This window comes from Planktothrix mougeotii LEGE 06226, assembly GCF_015207485.1.
GTDB lineage: Bacteria > Cyanobacteriota > Cyanobacteriia > Cyanobacteriales > Microcoleaceae > Planktothrix.
The window spans coordinates 99,571-122,681 of the sequence record NZ_JADEWU010000009.1; the positions used below are offsets into that span (position 1 = coordinate 99,571).

A 23,111-nucleotide genomic window follows, 5' to 3' on the forward strand; every position below is an offset into this window, starting at 1 on the left:
GGGGCGACTTCCGTGTTTTAATAATTTGATAAAATTTGCTATAATGAAATTATACCCCATTAGAGGCTAGGAACTCATGATGGTGCAAACCGTTACTAAAAAATACAGTTTTGAAGACTATCTCAATTATAAAGATGATACGGATCTCAAATATGAACTTTTCAATGGAGAATTAATTCCCATGCCTCCTGCTAGTGGTTTACACGCTGAAATTTTACGCTTAATCTATGATATCTTAAAAGCAGAAATTCAACGATTACAGTTAGATTGGGTTGTGCAACCAGGAACTGTGGGAGTCAGAACCGGAATTAGAAAATCTCGCATTCCTGATTTATTAATTATGACAGAAACTCAGCGTCAACTTCTCAGAACATTACCTTCAGCTATTCTCGAAGAACCCCCTTTATTAGTGGTTGAAATTGTTAGTCCCAATAACCCCGATGATGATTATCGTTATAAACGTTCAGAATATGCAGCATTAGGTATTTCTGAATATTGGATTATTGACCCTCAAGACTTAAAACTATCAATTTTAACGTTAGTTTCTGGTTTATATGAGGTTATAGAAATGAACCAAAAAGATCCGATAAATTCTATAACTTTTCCTGAATTAAAATTAACAGTTGAACAAATTTTAAATCCTTTTTAGACTTTTTTCGCCCTCGTTTCTAGGTTCCACCTAGAAATGAAAAAAGGAGGCTCTGCCTCTTACTATAAGAATGGAGGCAGAGCTTCAAAATTAGTATTCCAAGCACTAATCAATTAAACGGATAAATTTCTTTTTCCCAACTTGCAGAACTTTCCCCTTTAATTCATCAATAGTATTAAATGTTAAATCAACTTCAGAAATGCGATCGCCATCTAACTTAACAGATCCGCCTTGAATTTCTCGCCGCGCTTCACTGCTGCTTTTACACAACTTACTCGCACTGAGAATATAAAATAACTTCGCCGGAAATTGAATCTCAGCTAAGGAAAACTCAGGAACCGCTTCTGCTGTTTTTGCATCCCCTTGAACTAAGGTTAAAGAGGCTTTTTGAGCTTCTAACGCCGCTTCTTTGCCATGAAATTGAGACGCTATTTCTAATCCTAATAATTTTTGCTTGTCTCTAGGATTTTTGGGTAATTGATCGAGGGGAAGATTGGTTAACAGTTCAAAATATTGGTTTAATAGATGATCTTGAACCTTCTCTAATTTAGAATACATCGTTAACGGATCTTCCGATAATGCCACATAATTTCCTAGGGATTTTGACATTTTTTGAACGCCATCCGTCCCAATTAAAATTGGCATTAATAAACCAAATTGAGGTTTTTGTCCAAAATGCCGTTGTAAATCTCGTCCCACGGCTAAATTAAACTTTTGATCCGTACCCCCGATTTCAATATCCGCTTCCACCGCAACGGAATCATAACCCTGCATTAACGGATAGAGAAATTCATGTAAATAAATGGGATTTTCCTTTTCAAACCGCAGTGCAAAACCTTCTTTCGCTAACATTTGCCCGACGGTCATTGTTCCTAACAATTCCAGAATTTTAGCTAAATCTAATTTTGATAACCATTCCGAATTATAGCGAATTTCCAACCGTCCGGGGGTGTCAAAATCCAAAATTGGGCGCAGTTGTTCTAAATAAGTTTGAGCATTTTTCTGCACATCTTCCGGGGTTAATTGGCGGCGGACTTCGGATTTTCCTGTCGGGTCACCAATTCTAGCCGTAAAATCCCCAATAATTAAAACAGCGATATGACCCGCATCCTGAAAAGCGCGTAACTTGCGAATGGGGATACTATGACCCAAATGAATATCCGACGCGGTGGGATCAATGCCAAATTTAACCCGTAGCGGTCGATTTGTTGTCAATAATCGTTGACCTAAATTCTCATCGGGGTTCCCAGAGCTTATAATTTCAGGAAAAATCTCAGTAATCCCTCGGCGAAGGGTGGGAAAATTTTGTAGAGATATCGCCGATTCCAGTTCTACAGAAGGTTGACTCACAGCCATGATCTTAAAATTCTTTTGCCAATTTAGGGTAAAATCCGTTAACCTTGATCCCGGAATTAAAATTTGATCCGTACCTTCGGGATTCTATCATTTCCCGCTCAACTAGGAGGAGATTTGTTCAACTCAGGCCTAAAGAAATCTGTTTCTAGGGTTTAACTGCGTTATATGCTATCACTGGAAGCTCAAAAAAAGTTAATATTTCTATCTGCAAGCCATAAAGGTTCTGTAGCCCTGTTTTCATTGAGGGAGTAAATTAAACGTGTCGTCAACTAACACAATCCCACAGGAGGTTCAGGTCAACAACCCATCAACGTTGTTTGACTTTGTTCAGTCTGTTAGCAAAGTAACTGCCGGAACCTTACTCGGTGTTACGATGTTAACCAGTTCTGTTGTTGCCGGAGGGCTGGTCGGCTTGGCTGTCAGTTTCCGTAATTTGCCGGATGTGCGGGTATTACAGAACTATGTTCCGACAGAAACCACCCATATCTATGATATTAAAGGGGTTCCTCTGGCCAGCCTCCACGATGAAGCTAACCGGGAAGTCGTCTCCCTCAACGAGATTTCACCCCATCTGAAACGGGCTGTGCTTGCAATTGAAGATAGCAATTTTTACTATCACAAAGGCATTAACCCAACGGGAATTGTTCGGGCGTTTATTGCTAACTTAGAAACGGGTAACACCGTTGAAGGGGGTTCAACCCTGACGATGCAGTTGGTGAAAAACCTATTTTTATCCCCGAATCGTACCATTAGCCGTAAAGCCGCAGAAGCGGTGATGGCGATTCGTTTGGAGCAGATTTTAGCAAAAGATGAGATTTTAGAACTGTATCTCAATCAAGTCTATTGGGGTCATAACCTTTATGGTGTGGAAACCGCAGCCCGAAGTTATTTTAATAAATCGGCTGCGGATTTATCCTTAGCTGAATCGGCGATGATGGCGGGTTTAATTCCAGCCCCGGAAGATTATAGTCCGTTTGTGGATTACAAAAAAGCGAAACAAAGACAGTTTACGGTTTTGAAGCGGATGCGGGAACTTCAGTGGATTACCCCCCAAGAAGAAGCCCAAGCCAAGAAACAAACCTTGCTCGTCGGCAAAATTACCTCCTTTAGCAGTAGCCGTCTTCCCTATGTGACGGAAGCTGTTGTTCAGGAACTTTCTGAACGCTTTGGTCGGGAGGCGGTGCTGAAGGGCGGAATGCGAATTCAAACCACCATTGATATGAATTTTCAACGGATGGCAGAAAAAACCATCAGTGAATGGCATGAAAATTTATACTATCAAGGGGTTTATAACAGTTTACAAAATGGCCAAATTGCCCTAGTTTCTATTGACCCCCGTACCCATTTTGTCAAAGCGATGGTCGGGGGGGCTGATTATAAAACCAGTCAGTATAATCGAGCCATTCAAGCGTTGCGTCAACCGGGATCTGCCTTTAAACCCTTTGTTTATTATTCAGCCTTTGCCACGGGCAAATATGGGCCGAATTCAACGGTTTATGATACGCCCGTGAGTTATCCCGATGGCTATGGCTATTATTCCCCCCAAAACTACGGAGGGGGTTTCTCTGGGGCGGTGAGTATTCGTACAGCCTTAGAAAATTCCTTGAATGTTCCGGCGGTGAAACTCGGTCAAGAAGTCGGACTGAATCAGGTGATTGAGGTTTGTCGAATTTTAGGGATTAAGAGTCCCATTGAACCTGTTGTGTCTCTACCTTTGGGGTCAGTGGATTTAACGCCGATGGAAATGGCCGGAGCTTATGCCACCTTTGCTAATGATGGCTGGCACTCTGAACCGACGTTTATTGTCCAAGTCACCGATAGTCAAGGCAATATTTTATTGGATAATACCCCGAAACCGCGATTAGTCTTGGATCAATGGGCTGTGGCGTCTCTCAATAGCGTGTTACAAGGGGTAATTAATAGCGGGACAGCCACTCGTGCCCAAATCGGACGTCCGGCGGCGGGAAAAACTGGAACAACCTCTTCTGAACGGGATATCTGGTTTGTTGGGTATACTCCCGATTTAGCAACGGCTGTTTGGGTGGGTAATGATGATTATACTCCCTTAACCTATGGGGCAACGGGAGGAACCATTGTGGCTCCGATCTGGCGTGACTTTATGTTACAAGCGTTAGATGGCAAACCCGCCACTTCTTTTAAACCGGCTTCGGCTTATAGCAAACCTTAATTCAGAATCCAGTTCAGCTTCTAGTAAACCCAGAGAGGGAAACAATTTTTCCCCTGAGAAGAGTACAATAAAAGCAACACCCCCTGCTTAAGAAGTGGGTATCTGTTTCTATGGGAATAAGCTAAAAGGTTTTCCCTAGACAATTGGAGTCATGGGTCTGTGGGAAATGACGCTGATTAGCTATTCCCAAAGATTAAAAGTTTTTATGCGTTAGGATCTAATTTTTTATGGAAAAGAATACATTTTCTTCGCCCAATACCGCTCAGAAAGTGGAAGTTTCAATCCACATTGACTCGGAGTTACTCAATCAAATTAAACATCTGACCAATGATCCGAGTAAGGTGATTGAAACAGCCCTGCGTCAATGGCTTAGAGGAGAGCGTCCAGAGGATGAACTGGCCTTGACACTCCAGCGAAATCCCCCGATTCCACCCCGAGGGGAATGGAACGATTAAAATAGAATCCCTGATCCATCAGGATTTTGTGATTGGGGTGTCTTAAATTCTCAATAGAAGATTTAGGGCAATCGCTGTATATAGTTGAGCAGGAGGCGCGGCTAAACGCTTCGATGTTGGATGATTCAGTTAACACAGTAGTCGCGGATGCCAATGGACTTAGACAGGAACTCTCAGTTTGCAAGTTCAACTTCGGCTGACCCGATTTGGCAACAGTTGGGTACTGATCTGGTTTTTATTCAAAATGCCGAAGGTCGGTATTTATCGTTTTATTGGCAACGACAGGATCGCTATCCGTTAGCGACGGATCAAATTATCGGTTCATTCATGGGGGAGTTGTTTAAACCTGTTGTAATTGCTCCCTATGAAGATCGAATTCGCCGCGTTTTGAGTAGTTTAATTCCAGAACGATTTGTTTATTCTTTTTCCTACGAAGAACAATATATTCCTTTAGAATTAATTATGAGTCCCATTTTAGTGTCGAATGGGATACCGAATCGGGTCTTGGTGATGGGATGTGTTCTCGAACAACCGGAAGAGAATATTGATGTTAATATGGCGGAGATTGTTGCTTATCGTTCCTTACCGTCAAATTTGGATATTTCTCAAAAAATGCTGATTCAAATTGCAGGAACGATGTGTCGTACTGTGTCTCCCAGTTCTCATATTTATCAAACCTTATTAAGCCAAATTGCTCAAAAAATTCGTCGCACCTTAGATTTAAAACAAATTTGGCAACAAACTGTTAATAGTTTAGGGCAAGTTTTAGGGGTCAGTCGTTGTATTTTATGTCCCTATCGAGGCGAAAAAGAAGATCATTGGAACTTGCAAGAAACTCAAGTGGTGGCTGAATATCGCCTCGAAGAATTTCCGATGATGTTGGGTTTAGATCTGGAAATTGCTAAGGAATTAGGATGGACACAAGCTTTAGCAACCTTAGAACCTGTTGTGGTCGAACGTACCTCTCCTGACCATGATCCGTATCAACGGCATTCGATTTTAGTGGTGGCGACTTCTTATCAAGATCAACCGAATGGAATTATTAGTTTACAACAGTGCGATCGCTTCCGACAATGGACATCGGCGGAAGTGGAATTTATTCGTGAATTAGCGACTCATGTGGGAACCGCAATTGCTCACGCCACTCTTTATCAAGAGCTAGAAGAAGCTCGGATGGAAGCTGTGGCTCTTTCCCGATTAAAAAGTGAATTTTTAGCGAATACGTCCCATGAATTACGCACGCCTCTGAATGGAATTATTGGGTTTTTAAAGTTGGTTTTAGATGGGATGGTTGATGATCCTAAAGAAGAAGAAGAATTTATTCAAGAAGCTCACCGAGCCGCTTTACATTTATTAAATTTAATTAATGATGTTTTAGATATTGCTAAAATTGAAGCGGGGAGAATGGAAATTGACTTAGCTTTAATTAAAGTCAATGAACTTTTAGAAGAAATTGAACATTTTACCCGGGCACAAGTGCAAGAAAAAGGATTAACTTTTACGGTTAAAAAAACGGCTTATGAAGATGAAGTTATTATCTATGGAAATTATCAACGGTTATTACAAGTGATGTTAAATTTAGTCGGAAATGCAATTAAATTTACCCATGAAGGGGGAATTAATATTAGTTTGGGAATTCTTAAACAAACCGTTGTGTTTCAAAATCGAGAGTTTCCGGGAGTTGTTGAATTTCGGGTGGCGGATACGGGAATTGGGGTTCCCATTGAAAAACAAGATCGATTATTTAAAGCTTTTTCTCAAGTTGATGGAGGCTATACCCGCCAATATGGAGGAACGGGTTTAGGGTTAGTGATTTCACAGAAATTAATCCAAACTATGGGAGGAACAGTTAAGTTTTATAGTCTGGGTGAAGGATTAGGATCAACTGTAACCTTTACTGTTCCCCTCTATCAGGAACCTCGGAATATGAGTCATTAATTATTACGGTATTGACTGATTTAATATTTTCGGGCGGTGAGGAAATACGTCAACATTTCGCCTTTTCCTTTAATATCAATTAACCCTCGTTCTTCAAATATATATTTATCTTTTAAACGTTCATAGGTAGCGACGGTAACTTGAATTTTTCCTGCGATTCCATGGGATTCCATGCGATTTGCTGTATTAACAGTATCTCCCCATAAATCATAAGTAAACTTTTTTGTGCCAATCACTCCCGCTTCCACTGCGCCTGTATTAATTCCGGTTCGCATTTGTACAGGTTCATTGCCTTGCAGATGAAATTGACCGATAATATTTTGCATATCTAAAGCCATATTAGCGATCGCTTCAGCATGATCATCCCGTGGCGTGGGTAATCCCCCAACCACCATATAAGCATCCCCAATGGTTTTAATTTTTTCTAATTCATATTTTTCTGCTAATTTATCAAAGGTGGAAAAAATTTCATTCAGAATTTCGACTAATTGAGCCGGGGATAAATTAGCCGATAATTTGGTAAAATTAACAATATCTGCAAATAAAACCGTCACATCTGCGAAACTATCCGCAATTGTGCTTTCACCTCGTTTTAATCGTTGAGCGATCGCTTCGGGCAAAATATTTAATAATAATCGTTCCGATTTTTCCTGTTCTTCCGCTAATTTTTTTAAATAAGCTTGTTCTTGATCCCTTAATCGTTTCTTTTCTAAACAAGCATTAATTCGAGCTTTTAATAAAACCGGATTAAAAGGTTTTGATAAATAATCTTCCGCTCCTAATTCAATACAACGCACAATACTATCAATATCATTAACCGCCGAAATCATCACCACCGGAATATGACGCAAAGCCGGATCAGCTTTCAAGGTTTCTAACACCTGATAGCCATTCATCTGAGGCATCATAATATCTAACAACACCAAATCCAGGGACATTGAACCCATCAGTTCCAACGCTTCAAAACCATTAGAAGCCACTGTCACCCCATAACCTTGACGCTGGAGTCGTTTGGCCAGCAGATCACGGTTCACTTCATTATCATCAACAATTAGTACACGATCCGGTTCAGCGTCCATCTCTATTCGTGGCTCCTACGCTCGTTTTGGGATAGTAACAACGAGTGCCACGCCTCCAACTAGGGTTTTCATATCATCAACAGAGTTGACACTCCCTGCGCTAAAGCGACAAACAGCACAGGACGGGATAAAATCCGAGCGTTAACCCGATGAAATTTAAGCTCAGGGTGCAGGTGCTTTCTTTAAGCAGAGTTCTATTTTTTCCAACAGACGGGGAAATTCCACCGGTTTAGTATCATAATCATCACATCCAGCTTTTAAACATTTTTCGCGATCGCCTGCCATAGCATGGGCCGTGAGTGCAATTACAGGAATTCCCCCGGTTTTAGCATCGGCTTTAATTTGTCGAGTGGCTTCCCAACCATCCATCACCGGTAAACTCATATCCATGAGGATTAAATCGGGCATCATAGCACGGGCTACTTCCACACCTTCTGCACCATCGACGGCAATAAAGACCTCATATCCTTTACGGAAGAGACGCCGTTTGAGCATATCCCGATTCATTTCATTATCTTCAACTAATAAAATCTTTACCATGATTCGATCTCAACGTTGATAGTTTAGCGTTAGAATTCTCACGATTTAGAACTTAAGGGGGACTGTTTCAGGCTGGCATTTAACAGGATATGAATTTCTTGTAAAAGATCTTCACAGCTATAACTGCCTTTCTGAAGAATCTGCTCCACATAGCCCCGCAATAGTACCCATTCTGTGGGGGTTAATTCAGCCGCCGTTAGGACGATAATCGGGATATTTGCCCACTGATCTGTTCTGCGAAGGTCATGAATTAACTCCAAACCACTTTTTTCCGGGAGGACTAAATCGAGCAAAATCAGTTTAGGGGCTGACTGTTGAATCAGTTGCAAAGCCTCCTGACCATTTCCCGCTTCTTGGACAATCCAGCCCTGTCGCTGTAATAACCCCCGTAATAGTTGTCGGGTAGCGAGATCATCTTCGACCACTAAAATATGATCAGCCACAGGAACCAGATCCCGTTTCCGATCCGGGTGATACTTACTCAACAAAGCACTCAGGCGCTTACCATCAAACGGTTTGGTCAAATAGTCCGATGCACCGAGAGCAAAACCTCGATTTTTGTTGCTGATGAACGACAGCACAATCACAGGAATATCAGCGAGATCTGGATCAGCCTTTAATGTCGATAATACCGTCCAACCGTCCATTTTCGGCAAAATTATATCTAATATAATGGCATCGGGACGCTGCTGCTGGACACGAGCGAGTCCTTCTTCCCCCGTTGCTGCCGTTTCTACCCGCAGTCCTTCCCGAATCAGCGATCGCTCAATTAAATCCCGGGTATTGGGATCATCATCAATCACTAACACGGTAATTGAGGGCTGATTCACGAGTTCAGGGGGGTCATCCAGAATGATATCGATTTCCCCTAGAGCGTCGATGTCTTCGTCGGTGGCTTCTAAATTCGGATATTCTGACCCTTTGAATGGAGATTGCACCAACAAAGGTAAATAAATGGTAAAGGTGGAACCTTTGCCTAATGCACTGTCAACGGCGATATGGCCTTGCATCATTTGACAAAAGCGTTGACTAATGGTAAGTCCTAACCCGGTTCCTCCATAGCGGCGAGTGGTAGACGCATCCCCTTGGGTAAAGGGTTGAAACAATTGTTTTTGTTGTTCGGGGGTAATTCCAATTCCGGTATCTTGTACTTGAAACTGAATATAATTGGCATGATCCGATGGCGGATCAAGGGATAAATCATTGTCCCGAACCCACTCAAAGGGAAGGCTTTGGGTACGACTAATATTCAGGGTAATTTCACCTTCCGAGGTGAATTTAGCCGCATTACTGAGTAGGTTCAACAACACCTGTCGAACTTTTATTAAATCGGCGTGCATGGTGTCAGGCGTATCGGGGGCATAGTAAATATTTAAACGATTGCTATTTTGATCGACTAGAGGTTTAGCTGTTGTGACAATGCTCTCAATTAACATGGAAATTTGAAAGGTTTCCAAATACAAATCCATGCGTCCGGCTTCAATTTTAGAAATATCTAAAATATCGTTAATCAACGCTAATAAGTTGCGTCCGGCGGTGCGAATCCGATCTAAATCAGGGACAATATCGCCATAACCGGAGTCTCCTGCTTCCTCTGCTAAAATCTCACTATAGCCAATAATAGCGTTGAGTGGGGTGCGAAGTTCATGGCTCATATTGGCTAAAAAGGTACTTTTAGCTCGGTTAGCAGCAACAGCTTCTTCTTTCGCTTGTTTTAAGGCTTCGGCGGCGCGTTTACTCTCAGTAATATCTTCAATTGTACCTTCAAAACATAGTAATTGTCCGGTTTGATCCCGAACCGCACGGGCGTTTTCTGAGATCCAAATCAGGGTTCCATCTTGACGATAGACTTGGGATTCAAAGCCGGATACAGAATGATTGGCTTGAATTTCTGCGATAAATTCGGCTCGACGGTTCGGATTTACATATAATTGATGATTAATATCCGTAATAGTTTCTAATAAATCTTCGGGAGAATTATAACCTAAAATTCTCGCTAAGGCTGGGTTAGCACTAATATATCGTCCTTCTAGGGTGGTTTGACAAATACCTTCGGCTGCATTTTCAAAAATACTCCGATATTTGGCTTCTGTTTGTCGCAGAAATTCTTCTGTTTGTTTGCGTTCAATGGCATTAGAAAACATTTCTCCGACCATTTTCAACAGTGCAATACTATCCGATGACCAGGTATAACTCGAATGAATGGAATCAAACCGCAAAAATCCGACAATAGACCGACGACAGACTAAGGGAACTAAAATAATGGATTGAATTTGAGGTAAACTATCGGTTTCTGAATAATAGGATAAATCTGAAACGGGATGAAACTGCTGTAAATATTTTAAATCCTTGAGGGCTTCTGGGGGTAAATCCTGAACAGCAAGATAAATATTTTCATAGCGATTGAGTTGTCGTTCTAACCAAGGAATATCAGCCCCATAAAGTTTAGAATAGGAAATTTTCTTGAGCAAATCTGTTAATTTTGAAGGAGGTTGGGAACGCTGGTATGGCGTTTTTATTGCCAACCACTGATAAATCGAATTCATCTGAATTTCTTGCTCGGCAAATAAATATAAATAGCTTTGTTCTACCCCAATAAAGGTACTAATTCTTTGTAAGGCTTGTTGAATTCCATGTTCAATTTCATCCGTTGTTAAACTAATAAAATGAGTCGATAAATTAGTAATCAGTTGTTCAAATTCAACGCGATATTGCAGAGCTTTTTCGACTCGTTTGCGTTGGGTAATATCTCGAAAACTCCAGACTCTTCCGACTAATTTTTCTCCCATTTGGGAAGGATGGGAATATAACTCAAAAATTCGCCCATCTTTGAACTCCACCACATCATAAGTCGGGGTATGGGGTTCCGAAGATAACTGCATCACGGTTTTGAGAAATCGAGGCGGATCTTTTAATTGTCTTAACACAAAGGCTAAGACTGATTGATCATGGGGTGGCTTTAATAATCCAGGGGGAACTTGCCACATTTCCACGAATTTTTGATTAAAATTTAAGACTTTTCCCGTGCGATCAACCGCTAAAATTCCCGCATCTGTTGAATCAAAAGTAGCTTGTAATAAAGAAATCGATCGTTCCGCCTCTAATTGAGCTTGTTTGCGTTCGGTAATATCTAAAAAAACTAAGGCGGCTCCGACAAAAGTATTTTGTTCTAAAATCGGTGTTAATACATAGGAAACGGGTAAAATATTGCCATCAGCACAGATAAATTGATCATCGCTGGATGCAATCGGTTCCAGCAGGGAAGCTAACCCTGTAGCGGAAGAATCAGCCAGCCGTTGAAACGGATTGAGAGATAATCGAGAACGGGCTCCGATGCGGTCTAAAATGGAGTTTCCGACTAATTCGGCTTCTGACCATCCCAACAGTCTTTCCGCTTCGGGATTCATGGATAATAAACAGCCCTGGGGATCTAGGATACACAATCCAGCACCCAAGGAACTAATCACCGAGCGCAGCCGATCCCGTTCCGCTTGTAAACGAGCTTCCGACTCCTGACTTTGCTGGTTATACAACTCTAACAATTCCCTGGAGGACAAGGTAAGGGAACGCTCCATCAAATAGCGTTCTTGATCGGCTTCGGTGTAGCTGCGGCTGACACGTTCCAGAAATTCTTCCCATGTAGCGATATCCACCGGAGGAGTCTGCGGATCAAGACCCAGGCGTCTGAGTTGGCGTTGGAGCGCATAGTGCATAGAATCTTAAGAGTGAAGAAGTCAGGATGCAACCATTCATCAGAGAAAATAGGGATAAAGCTAAGATTAGCTACTATTTTCTCGAATGGTAATTAAGGTCATGGTTTGATTGTGCAGTTCGCAGAGAGAGGCGACACCCGTAGGAGCTAGTTCCCCGTAGGAGTAAAAACCCATTTGTTGGGTTCCTTGGGGTAATTCATCTAGTGTAGCTTCTAATTCTTCTTCAGTACGTTCTCCGAGAACTAATCGACGACCAGAACCACTAATGGCGATCGCTAAAGTGGGTTCTAACATTATTGCCTGATTCTGGTTCAATTTGTGCTGTTCCCATTCTCCGATTTTGCGTTGATTACTATTGCGAGTAATGAGTGCTGCTGCTAAGGCTCCATCCACTAAACGCTCATAATTTCCTCGCATGAGTTGAGCCACGGAACCGACCGGAATATCGCCTGTAAAAGTTAGGGATTTTGTCTCTTCATTAATACCGATTAGGGTTCTCACCGTGCGTTTGCGAGCTAAGGGAGTTCCCAATGCTAAAGGAAAAAATAAGCCACTGCTGGGCAAATTTCGGGCGTATTTGCCTAAATATTCTTGATAGAGTTGTAAAACCGGTTTGTGATCTAATTCATACAAAATATTATGGTGGGAACGAGTGACTTCTCGTTCGGGGCCAAAGATTGTCCAGCCACCTTGGGAACCATAGCTAATTGCAATATCATTTCCATAGAATCCAACGGCGGAAACAGCGCCATTTGTGGGTAAACGATTCTGTAAAATCCAAGTGTGTTTAAATTGATGATTATCGGCGGCTAATCCTCCAACAATTAAGATGGGTTCTGAAGAATTAAAAACAGAACTTTGATATAAAATTGAATTCAAACCTCGCAAAAATTCACTGCCATTAAGTTGTAATCCATCTCCTAAAATAAAGACGGCTTTTAACTGAGGATCAGCCAATTGTTGAGCAATAGAACGACCTGCTTGATAGGAATAGTCTTGTCTTTGAAGGGAATTTGATGAATTTGTTTCTTCCAAAAGGTGACAAAATGCTGTTTTTAATGAGGTATTGTGAAAGTGCAACACACTGACGATTAAACTATCCTTCATCAGGGTTGAACCCCAAATTTCTCCGGCGGTTGAACACCCAATAAAATGAGATTGGGGATAAGCTTCTTTTAGGTCTTGTAAAGGTTCGAGATCCGCTTGAAACTGAACCGCACCAAAGACAATCACTAAAGTTTGATTTGAGTCCAGGGAGGGCAATGTTTTGACTGACCAGCCCGTGGGTTTCTTCCAAAAAAAAGTTTCTAATTTCATTATGAACTGGGGGCAAAGGAAAAGGAAAAAATCAGGGAAATTGAGTAGAGGAAGCAACTTCGGAGGGAGTTAAACGTTCCTGTTGTTGTTCGGCTTTGAGTTTAGGTTGAAGATAGAGATTTTCAACTAATGCCGCGACTCCGGCAAACCAAGGGGGAACAATTAACGCCCCCATAATTCCGAGAACTTGTACACCACCGAGTACAGATAAAAGCTGATATAAGGGGTGAATTCCCACCGATGAACCCACTAATAAGGGATCAAGAACATAGGTTTCAACATTTTGAATAATTCCATATAATAATAAGACCCAAACCACTAAAAATCCGCCTTTGGCTAAGGCAACAATTAAGGCAGGAATTGCCCCTAAAATCGGGCCTAAAAAGGGGATTAAATTGGTAACTCCAGCAATAGCTCCTAAACCAATAGCAAAGTCTTTTAAGCCTAAAAATCCTAACGCTGTTGTTGTGGCGACTCCTAAAATTCCAGAAACCAGAATTCGCCCTCGAATATAACCCCCCATCCGTTGACTAATGGGATCAACTTGGGCGGCTAATCGTTCATTCCAAGGATAGGGAAAAAATTGAATAAAACTATGAATTAAGGTTTTACTATCCGCTACCATATAGCCAGAAATAAATAAAGCTAAAATTAAACTGGCAACTCCCCCTAAAATTCCCCTCGTAATTCCATAGGAACGTAAAATTAATTGTTGGCTGGAACGAATCACCCAACTGGTTATAGATTGAGGATCAATGAGTTGTTCAATAAAGGTGGAAGTTTCTGATCCTAATCGACCCGCTAAATCCGTTGTGATTCTAATAATTTGTTCTGCAAAAACCGGAGATTGACGGACTAATAAGGTAATTTGATCGACAACAGCAGGCCCAATAACTAAGCCAAATCCCATTAATCCTGCGATTAAGGTTAAATAAACGATAACAACCGCTAACCATCGAGGAACCTGTTTTTTTTCTGCCCAATTGACAAGGGGGACAATGGAAGCAGCCAAAACAACAGAAATCATTAATAGAACAATTAAACCTCGTAGTTGCCAAAGCAGCACAAGCAGGAAAACCGATGCTACAATCAGAAGCAGACTAGAAAGGGAAAATGAAATACGTCGTTCAGATTTCATGGGTTGGCTATAAGATTAGTCTAAGGGGTGGAGGCCTATCAAAAACCCCATTTTATTCTATCCACCAGCTTTTTTAGTGTAATCATTCTGGCAACATTGGTCAAGAGGAATTCTGGATTAATTTGTTATTAACTATTTTTGCTGTTCTGATTTATTTTAGAATGAATCAATAATATCGTTTAAAATATCTTAACGGTTTGTATCTGGGTAGAAGGTTCTCTATGCGAATTCATGTTGAAGGCTGGCGTTTTTTTCCCTATTCTTATAGTATCACCAATCAATTCCAACTTTTGGAAATGCTAAAGCGATCGCCCTTACAATTAACCCATGAAGAGATTCCCCCTTTAAAACCCCAATGGCAACCTTGTACCGGATTATTCAATCTTGAATTAGAAACTTATTTACAACAAATTCCTTCAGCCATTAACCCGGTTGCTGATGTTACTCTCAGAATTCATCAACCCTTTAATTTTAAATCTTCTCTGAGTCGAAAAACCCTGGTTTATGCCACTGCACCTTGGGGAATTTTAATGGATTCATCCGCCCCCCTTAAACCTTTATTTCACTTAAAAAATCAGATTTTTAATCCTGATATCACGATTATTACACCGTCTCAATGGTCACGGGAAGGATTCATCAGAAGTGGTCTAAATCCTCAACAGGTAAAGGTTGTTCCTTGGGGTGTTGATCCCAGTATCTATTATCCTCTCAATCAAACAGAACGAACCGCTTTAAGGCAACAATGGGGATGGGATGATTATTTTATTTTTCTTCATATCGGTAGTTTACAAGATCAAGATGGAATTAAACCGATTTTAAAGGCATTTTCTCAAATTGTAGAGGATTATCCACAGGCGAGATTAGTGTTAAAAGGATCAAATCTATTTCACGATTCTGATCACTGGTTAAACAGTGCCTTTAAAACTGTATTAACAGAAGAACAAGTTACTAAAATTCACCCTAAAATTGCCTATTTAGATCAACCTTTATCTTGTACCGCCCTAGCCCAATTGTATCAAGTTTCCGATGCCTATTTAGCCACAGATGTTGCAACCGCTTTTAATTTATCGGTATTGGAAGCTGCTGCATCAGGATTACCAATTCTTTGTAGTTCTGGTGGTGCGACAGAAGACATTACTGATGAGCAGTTTACCTGGAAAATTAAAAGTTCTTTTAAAACTCAAATTATTCACAATCAAAGTCGGTTTTTCCTCCATCCCAGTTGGGAACATTTGGCAGAATTAATGCAAGAAATTATAGATGATTCTGAAGGGCGAGAACAAGCTAAAAAAATCGCTCCTCAATGGATAGCAGAACGTTATACCTGGAAACATACCGTTGATCAACTGTTGGAAATTGCTGAACAAGAAACCCCCATCGCCTGGGCGACTCCCCATCGTAATCTTCCCCTTTCTTTATCATCTCCTCACAGTATTATTGTGGAGGGATGGCGAGATCTTCCCCATTCCTATTCCTTTATTAACAGTTATCAACTGTTAGAAATGGTCAAATATCCAGCTTTAAAAGTTTTCCATAAAGATATCCCCTATGTTACCTCAGAATGGAAGCCGAGCAAACAGTTATTAAGTCGGGAAGCTGAGGATATTTTAGATCGAATTCCTGTTCCTGAAACTGACCAAAAGGCAGATGTTACTCTCCGGGTTTATTGTCCGTTTAATTTAACAGCTTCTCCGAGTAAAAGAACCGCTATTTTTGGTTGTACAGAATGGGGAATTGTACCCCGTTCTATTTTAAAGGGGATGAAAATTGATTGTTTTAGAGAAGCCCATCGCCATTGGGATACCTTAATTATTACCTCTTCCCATTGGTCACGAGAAGGATTTATTCGCAGTGGTGCGGTTCCTGAACGAGTGGTGGTAATTCCGTTAGGAGTGGATACCCAGATTTATCATCCTTTACCCGAAGAAAAACGACAGGAACTTCGCCAACAATTGGGATGGAATGATAGTTTTATTTTCTTAAATATTGGAGTGATGTGGAATGAACGTCAAGGGATTGATCGAATTTTAAAAGCCTTTGCTCGAATTACTGAAAAATACCCAGACGCTCGATTAGTTTTAAAAGGTAGAGATGCCATTTTTCCCTCAAAAGATTATCTCAAACAAGCCACAAAAGACAGCTTAAATGATGAAGAAATACAACGAGTTTCTACTCGAATGCGCTATATTGGTAACAATTTATCCTCCCTAGAAATGGCGCAATTATATCAAGCTGCTGATGCTTATGTGTCTCCCTATGCCGCCGAAGGGTTTAATCTTCCAGTATTAGAAGCGATCGCCTGTGGCGTTCCAGTCATCTGTACCGATGGGGGGCCAACGGATGATTTTACTAATGAAACATTAGTGTATAAAATCAAAAGTACCTTTGATAAAATTACCTTACCAAGCGGTGAAATTCGATTCTTTTTAGAACCGGATCAAGAACATTTATTTGCCTTAATGGAAAAGGTGATTGAACAAGAAAATTTTTATCAAACTTTACAAAAAATTGGGCCAAATTTTGTCGAACAGAACTTCACCTGGAAAATTATTGTTGAGCAGTTATTAAAGGTTTTATTCCACAACCTTTAATTTTAAAATTAATCCCCAACAGATGATTTTTAACCGAGAAATTCATTCTCAGTTTTAAGATTGAGATGTTCTGACTGTTTTTGTTTAAACGGACTTTATCTAGTCATTCTGGGAAGAATACGATACACTAACAATTACCAGTTTAAATTCTTGACGTTTTTGGTAGTACCTCTATGCAATCAGCCGTAACACCTAACACAGAATTAACAATGGATGATCCAAAGCGAGGGATGCCTGTCACCATTATTACAGGGTTCTTAGGCAGTGGGAAAACCACCCTGCTGAATCATATTTTATCGAATCAGCAGGGAATCAAAACCGCCGTCCTGGTGAATGAGTTTGGTGAAATTGGGATTGATAATGAATTGATTATCAATACCGATGAAGATAATACAATGGTTGAGTTAAGTAATGGTTGCGTTTGTTGTACCATTAACGAAGATTTAGTGAATGCGGTTTATAAGGTTTTAGAACGGTCTGAAAAAGTGGATTATATGGTGGTAGAAACCACTGGACTTGCTGATCCGCTTCCCGTTGCTCTAACATTTTTAAGCACCGAATTACGGGATATGACCCGTTTAGATTCCATTATAACCTTAGTGGATTGTTCTAATTTTAGTTTAGATTTATTTAATAGCCAAGCGGCTAACAGCCAGATTGTCTATGGGGATATTATTGTTTTGAATAAAACCGATCTGGTGGATGAAGCCGATGTCGATTTATTAGAAATTAGAATTCGGGATATGAAAAAAGATGCCCGAATTTTACGCACTCATAATTCTCAAGTTCCTCTTCCTTTAATTCTGAGTGTGGGATTATTTGAATCCGATAAATATTTTAATCCTGAATCTGATGCTCATGACCATGACCATGACCATCACGATGACCCTGCTGATCATGTTTGTGATGAACATTGCGATCATGATCACGAGCATGAACATCATCACCATCATGATCACGACCATAAACACCATCACCATCATCATTCTAACCACTTAGAAAATGATGGGTTTACCTCCCTTTCTTTCCAAAGCGATCAACCCCTATCTTTAAGAAAATTTCAATACTTTTTAGATAACCAACTTCCTGGGAGTGTGTTTCGCGCTAAAGGGATTTTATGGTTTGATGAAAGTCCCAAACGTCATATTTTTCATCTGAGTGGAAAACGCTTTTCTATTGATGATGATGAGTGGAAAGGGGAACCCAAAACCCAATTAGTTTTAATTGGTCAAGGATTAGATCATGAAACCCTCCAAACTCAACTTAATAATTGTTTATGTCTCCCCTCTACAAACCGAGGGAAAGGGTTTGGGAAATAAGTCATCAGTTATCAGTTATCAGTTATCAGTTACCAGTGAGCAGTTTTGAGTCTTGCATTTTTAGCTAACAATAAACAACTTTTAAATTTTAAACGGTTAACTCTCTACTCTTAACTGCTCAACTGATGACTTGTAACTGACTACGGGCGGGGTAACCCATCAGTGTCAACTTAAGCCGAAAACCTGTGATTACAGCCGAGAACAGAACCCCCTAAATCCCCTTAATAAGGGGAACTTTGAACTCTAATTTCCCCCTTTTCATTGGTTATCTAGGAACTGATAACTGATAACTGATAACTTATAACTTATAACTGTTATGCGGGTAATCATTCAGCGAGTTAATCATTCTCAAGTTACTGTTGATGGAGAAATTATCGGTCAAATTGCAAGAGGACTCAATTTATTAGTGGGAATTGCAGAAACAGATACCGAAATTGAACTAAACTGGATGGCGCGAAAATGTTTAGAATTAAGATTATTTCCTGACCCGGAAACCAATACGGGAAAATGGGAAAAATCTGTTCAAGAAATCGGAGGTGAATTATTAGTTGTAAGTCAATTTACCCTTTATGGAGATTGTCGAAAAGGTCGCCGTCCATCTTTTGACCGTTCCGCGCCTCCAGAAAAAGCTGAAAAACTTTATGAACTGTTTGTAGAAAAATTGCGTTTGAGTGGGTTAAACGTCAAAACTGGCAAATTTGGAGCTTTAATGCAAGTGTTCATTGAAAATGATGGGCCTGTTACGTTAACCTTAGAAAAAGAAGCAAACCCTTAATTCTTTCAATAACAAAGTATTTAGAAAAATGACCATTGCTATTGATTTTGGAACCAGTAATACCGTTATTTCCCGTTGGAATCCCGCTACACAACAAGCGGAAACTTTAAAATTACCGAATTTATCCTTAATTTCTAGTCAAAATCCCCCCCTAATTCCGAGTTTAATCTATCTTAAAAATGCCCGTCAAGGAGACTGTTTATTCGGTCAACAAGTACGGGATGGGGGATATGATATTAGCAATGATTCTCGCTTTTTTAGGAATTTTAAACGGGGAATTGGTAGCAATATTCAAGGATTTTTACCTGAAATTGATGGTCAAATTATTAGTTTTGAACGAGTTGGAGAATTATTTTTAACGGGAATTGTTAATACAATTCGTCAACTCCCGATGGCGACTGATTCTTTAGTCTTTACCGTTCCCGTTGATAGTTTTGAATCCTATCGCTATTGGTTAGGAAAAGTCTCTCAATCTTTAGAGGTGGAACAGGTACAACTCTTAGATGAACCGACAGCAGCAGCGCTAGGATATGGATTAGCAGATCAAGAGCTTTTATTGGTGATTGATTTAGGCGGAGGAACCTTAGATCTTTCCTTAGTTCGGTTAGATGGAAATAGCCATCAAAAACCCTTGGGATTTATTTTAAAATGGGGTCAAAAATCCTTTGCAGAATCATCAGGACAACGGGTAAAAACAGCCCGGGTTTTAGCCAAAGCAGGACAAAATTTAGGAGGTTCGGATATCGATAATTGGTTAGTAGATTATTTTACCCAAACCCAAGGTTTACCCAAAACTGCGTTAACTACTCGTTTAGCAGAACGCTTAAAAATACAATTGTCTTTACAAACCCAAGCAACAGAAGTGTATTTTGATGATGAAACCTTAGATAGCTATGAATTAACCTTAACGAGAAATCAGTTTGAAACGATTCTGAGCGAAGCTCAATTTTTTGAAACTTTAGATGATGCGATTGGAAAAGTCTTTCAACAAGCTCGTCGCCAAGGAATCGAAGTTGCGGATATTAATGGGGTTTTACTCGTGGGAGGAAGTGCTCAAATTCCGGCGGTACAAACTTGGATTCAGCAATATTTTGAATTTAGTAAAATTCGCTGTGAAAAACCCTTTGAGGCTATTTCTCACGGTGCTTTACAACTAAGTCAAGGCACCAAAATCGAAGATTTTTTATATCATAGTTATGGGGTGCGCTATTGGAACCGTCGAGATAATTGCCACAATTGGCATCCGATTATCAAATCAGGTCAACCTTACCCGATGACAACTCCTGTAGAATTAGTCTTGGGGGCATCTTTAGAAAATCAACCGAGTATCGAATTAATTTTAGGGGAATTGGGAGATGAAACGGGGGGAACCGAGGTTTATTTTGATGGCGATCGCTTAATTACTCGTCGTTTAGATCAGGGTCAAATTGTACAACCCTTAAATGATAACCCAGGAGGTCGAACCATTGCTCAATTAACTCCCCCAGGGAACCCTGGAAGCGATCGGATTAAAGTTTTATTTCAAGTGGATGACAAACGATTTTTACGCATAACCGTCGAAGATTTATTAACAAATAGAATACTATTAGACAATCAAGTTGTTGTACAGTTAAGTTAAATGTGGCATCAATCAGGTTTTCAGTCCATCCTGATTTTAAGAGGGGGAAAATATGCGATCGCGCGCCGTTCGAGAAGGTTCTGTTGGTTTGTTAATTCTGTTAGGATTAGGTTTGCTGGGAGCCGTAATTTTATGGCTCAAAAATATTAGTTTAGGAACTCGCAGCTATACTTTAATTGCAGAATTTCCTGATGCGTCTGCATTACAAATCGGAACTTCCGTGCGATATCGAGGAGTTAAAATTGGTCGAGTCACCCGACTGGAACCTAACTTAAATTCTGTCGATGCCATCTTAGAAATCACACCCAGTAGTTTTATTATTCCTCGTAATATTATTATTCAATCTAACCAAATTGGTTTATTAAATGAAGGATATGTAGATATTATTCCTAAAGGAAATACCTCTCAAAAAATCGCCGATGCAGATCCCTTAAGTCCTGATTGTCCTGACACAATTCTGTGTAATAATACTCGAATTCCTGCGGAAACAGGTATTGATATTATGAAACTGATTTCCAGTTTATATCAGTTTGCAGAAATCTATGGAAATCCTGAGTTATATGTTAATTTGAATACGACCGCAAAAACCACCACAACGGCGGCGCAGGAAGCCACAAAATTGACAGGAAAACTATCGGATTTTTTGGTAGTAGCACAATCTGAAATGAAAGACTTAAATCAGTCTCTTGATACAGGAATTGGCGGTTTAAATCAATCTATTAATCAAGGTGTTACCTCGTTTACCTCAGAAATCAGTAATCTTTCGACCCGTGTTCAACAAGATACCCAACAAGTGTCTAAAGCAACTGTTGAGTCTGCTAATTCAGTGGGTCGTGCTGCGGATCAAATTACATCTTTGAGTAATCAATTTAATGGGTTATTAGCGAATAATCGTGTCACCTTAATTTCTACCTTAGAAAATATTAATCAAACCACCAAAGAATTAAGTGTTTTAGTGACAACTCTCACACCGATTATGAGTCAGTTAGAACAAGCCAAAATTGTTGAAAATTTAGAAGCTACCTCAGCCAATGCCGAAGCCGCTTCAGCTAACTTAAGAATTCTCTCAAAAGCCGTCAGTGATCCGGAAAACTTAATGCTGATTCAAGAAACTTTAAATTCTACCCGCAATACATTACAAACCCTGCAAAAAATTAGTGAAGATGTGAATCAATTAACCGGGGATGAACAGTTGCAAAATAACCTCAAAAATTTAATTAATGGTTTGAGTCGATTGTTTGGTTCAACTCAACGGTTAGAACGTCAGAAATCCATGTCTGAACAATTAGAACCCTTAGCAGAAGCAGTGGAAAAAACTCAAGTTACACTCTCCACACTCAATCAAACTTCAACTTTTGACACTGAAACACCACAACCCAATAAAACTATAGAGAAATTGATGGATTCTGCTACAAATTATTCTGTTGATCAAAATCAAAAATTTATTTCTCAACCTTCCTATCCCTTAGAAACAAGTTCTTCCCCCATTTTCAATCCTACTCATTAGTCAAAAAGAGCATTAACTAAACCCGGTTTCGGTGCCTTTTCCCCCATGAACTAAGGCTAATTTTTCATACCGTTTAGCGTGTTCAATTAAATCTGCTGCTTCCTCTGGAGAAATTTCCCGTATCCGTTTTGCGGGAACACCAACAACTAAAGAAAACGGAGGAACATCTTTGGTAACAATTGAGCCCGCCCCAATAATACTTCCGGTTCCCACTCGCACCCCGTCTAATATAACCGCCCCAATTCCAATTAAACTTCCCCGTTCAATATAAGCCGCATGAATCACCGCCCGATGGCCAACGGTAACACAATCTTCTAAATGTGTCACCTGACCTGGATCACCATGTAAAATAGCACCATCCTGAATATTGGTTTTTTCCCCAATCACAATCCGTTCTACATCTCCCCGAACAACGGCCCCATACCAAATACTCGCCCCAGCCCCAACTTCCACAGAACCCACCACCACCGCATTTGCAGCGACAAAGGCAGCTTGGGAGAGATCTACAGCAGGCCAATAGGTTGGGGGAGTCAACAAAGGTTGATCAGACATGGGTGTAAGATTCCGTGAAAAACGAACAAACTACAATAGAGAAGAAAGGTTGACACTCCCACCCCTACGCTACGCTCTTAGGGTGGGATTCTCGTATCTAGCCCAGTCAAACAAAGACAATTGAATGTACTCTTCTTGTTTCACTGTATTCACCGAGTTCGGGGGTGTGCCAAGCACCCCATCAGTTAAACCGGATGAATCCATTACAGAAGCATCTAGGAGTGTAGGTTTAACTGACAAGAGAAACCGTCCCATTGAGAAAGGATTAAAGTCAGTAAGAGAGTCGCCTCTCCTACTGCTCTACAAAACGGAACGTGACAATTTCTCGTCATTCCGCTCCTCAACTACACGGGGTTTGACATACCTACGTCGTTAC

Annotated in this window: 16 protein-coding genes; 9 read left to right on the forward strand and 7 right to left on the reverse strand. The window is 40.4% G+C overall.

The genetic code is table 11. From position 1 onward, the window contains the following. The first annotated feature begins 76 nt into the window (after nt 1-76). Nucleotides 77-649, forward strand: coding sequence for a Uma2 family endonuclease (locus IQ236_RS06625; RefSeq protein ID WP_322744093.1), 573 nt, complete (start codon nt 77-79; stop codon nt 647-649). Between the two features lie 105 nt (nt 650-754). On the opposite strand, the gene tyrS is transcribed toward IQ236_RS06625, so the two are convergent. Further along, nucleotides 755-2,005 carry a tyrosine--tRNA ligase gene (gene tyrS / locus IQ236_RS06630; protein ID WP_193868520.1) on the reverse strand — a complete coding sequence of 417 codons (1,251 nt, stop codon included), beginning with the start codon at nt 2,003-2,005 and terminating at the stop codon, nt 755-757. Between the two features lie 259 nt (nt 2,006-2,264). Here tyrS and IQ236_RS06635 point away from each other — a divergent pair, with 259 nt between their 5' ends. The 3 genes from IQ236_RS06635 to IQ236_RS06645 all read left to right on the forward strand — a co-directional run bounded on the left by IQ236_RS06635 (nt 2,265) and on the right by IQ236_RS06645 (nt 6,586). Then, nucleotides 2,265-4,193, forward strand: a complete 1,929-nt coding sequence (locus IQ236_RS06635; protein WP_456107201.1) for a transglycosylase domain-containing protein — start codon at nt 2,265-2,267, stop codon at nt 4,191-4,193. Nucleotides 4,194-4,420: 227 nt separating this feature from the next. After that, a complete protein-coding gene (locus tag IQ236_RS06640; protein ID WP_190516469.1) occupies nt 4,421-4,648 on the forward strand; it encodes a type II toxin-antitoxin system CcdA family antitoxin in 228 nt (75 codons plus the stop codon). Nucleotides 4,649-4,795: 147 nt separating this feature from the next. Then, nucleotides 4,796-6,586 carry a sensor histidine kinase gene (locus tag IQ236_RS06645; RefSeq protein WP_407676142.1) on the forward strand — a complete coding sequence of 597 codons (1,791 nt, stop codon included), beginning with the start codon at nt 4,796-4,798 and terminating at the stop codon, nt 6,584-6,586. Nucleotides 6,587-6,606: 20 nt separating this feature from the next. On the opposite strand, the gene IQ236_RS06650 is transcribed toward IQ236_RS06645, so the two are convergent. The 5 genes from IQ236_RS06650 to IQ236_RS06670 form a co-directional block, all read right to left on the reverse strand. Further along, entirely contained in the window at nt 6,607-7,665 is a 1,059-nt protein-coding gene (locus IQ236_RS06650; RefSeq protein ID WP_193868521.1) for an adenylate/guanylate cyclase domain-containing protein, read from the reverse strand. 162 nt (nt 7,666-7,827) lie between these two features. Then, nucleotides 7,828-8,205 (reverse strand): response regulator, encoded by a 378-nt coding sequence (locus tag IQ236_RS06655; RefSeq protein ID WP_193868522.1) that lies wholly within the window; start codon nt 8,203-8,205, stop codon nt 7,828-7,830. Nucleotides 8,206-8,243: 38 nt separating this feature from the next. Then, nucleotides 8,244-11,918, reverse strand: coding sequence for a PAS domain S-box protein (locus tag IQ236_RS06660; RefSeq protein WP_193868523.1), 3,675 nt, complete (start codon nt 11,916-11,918; stop codon nt 8,244-8,246). A gap of 66 nt (nt 11,919-11,984) precedes the next feature. Further along, on the reverse strand, nt 11,985-13,235 hold the full coding sequence (locus tag IQ236_RS06665) for an FIST signal transduction protein (protein ID WP_193868524.1): 1,251 nt from the start codon (nt 13,233-13,235) through the stop codon (nt 11,985-11,987). A 31-nt stretch (nt 13,236-13,266) separates the two neighbouring features. Further along, a complete protein-coding gene (locus IQ236_RS06670) occupies nt 13,267-14,373 on the reverse strand; it encodes an AI-2E family transporter (protein WP_193868525.1) in 1,107 nt (368 codons plus the stop codon). A 221-nt stretch (nt 14,374-14,594) separates the two neighbouring features. Here IQ236_RS06670 and IQ236_RS06675 point away from each other — a divergent pair, with 221 nt between their 5' ends. From IQ236_RS06675 to IQ236_RS06695, 5 genes are all read left to right on the forward strand, one after another. After that, nucleotides 14,595-16,964 carry a glycosyltransferase family 4 protein gene (locus tag IQ236_RS06675; RefSeq protein WP_193868526.1) on the forward strand — a complete coding sequence of 790 codons (2,370 nt, stop codon included), beginning with the start codon at nt 14,595-14,597 and terminating at the stop codon, nt 16,962-16,964. A gap of 173 nt (nt 16,965-17,137) precedes the next feature. Next, nucleotides 17,138-18,283 (forward strand): CobW family GTP-binding protein, encoded by a 1,146-nt coding sequence (locus tag IQ236_RS06680; RefSeq protein WP_193868527.1) that lies wholly within the window; start codon nt 17,138-17,140, stop codon nt 18,281-18,283. Nucleotides 18,284-18,599: 316 nt separating this feature from the next. Next, nucleotides 18,600-19,058, forward strand: coding sequence for a D-aminoacyl-tRNA deacylase (dtd, locus tag IQ236_RS06685; protein ID WP_193868528.1), 459 nt, complete (start codon nt 18,600-18,602; stop codon nt 19,056-19,058). Between the two features lie 28 nt (nt 19,059-19,086). Then, complete coding sequence (locus tag IQ236_RS06690) at nt 19,087-20,676, forward strand: Hsp70 family protein (RefSeq protein WP_193868529.1); 1,590 nt, start codon at nt 19,087-19,089, stop codon at nt 20,674-20,676. Between the two features lie 52 nt (nt 20,677-20,728). Beyond that, the gene (locus IQ236_RS06695) at nt 20,729-22,183 is read left to right on the forward strand and encodes an MlaD family protein (RefSeq protein ID WP_193868530.1); all 1,455 of its coding nucleotides are present in this window, start codon (nt 20,729-20,731) and stop codon (nt 22,181-22,183) included. A gap of 12 nt (nt 22,184-22,195) precedes the next feature. Here IQ236_RS06695 and IQ236_RS06700 read toward each other — a convergent pair whose 3' ends face one another. Next, a complete protein-coding gene (locus IQ236_RS06700; protein ID WP_193868531.1) occupies nt 22,196-22,735 on the reverse strand; it encodes a gamma carbonic anhydrase family protein in 540 nt (179 codons plus the stop codon). Nucleotides 22,736-23,111: the final 376 nt, after the last annotated feature.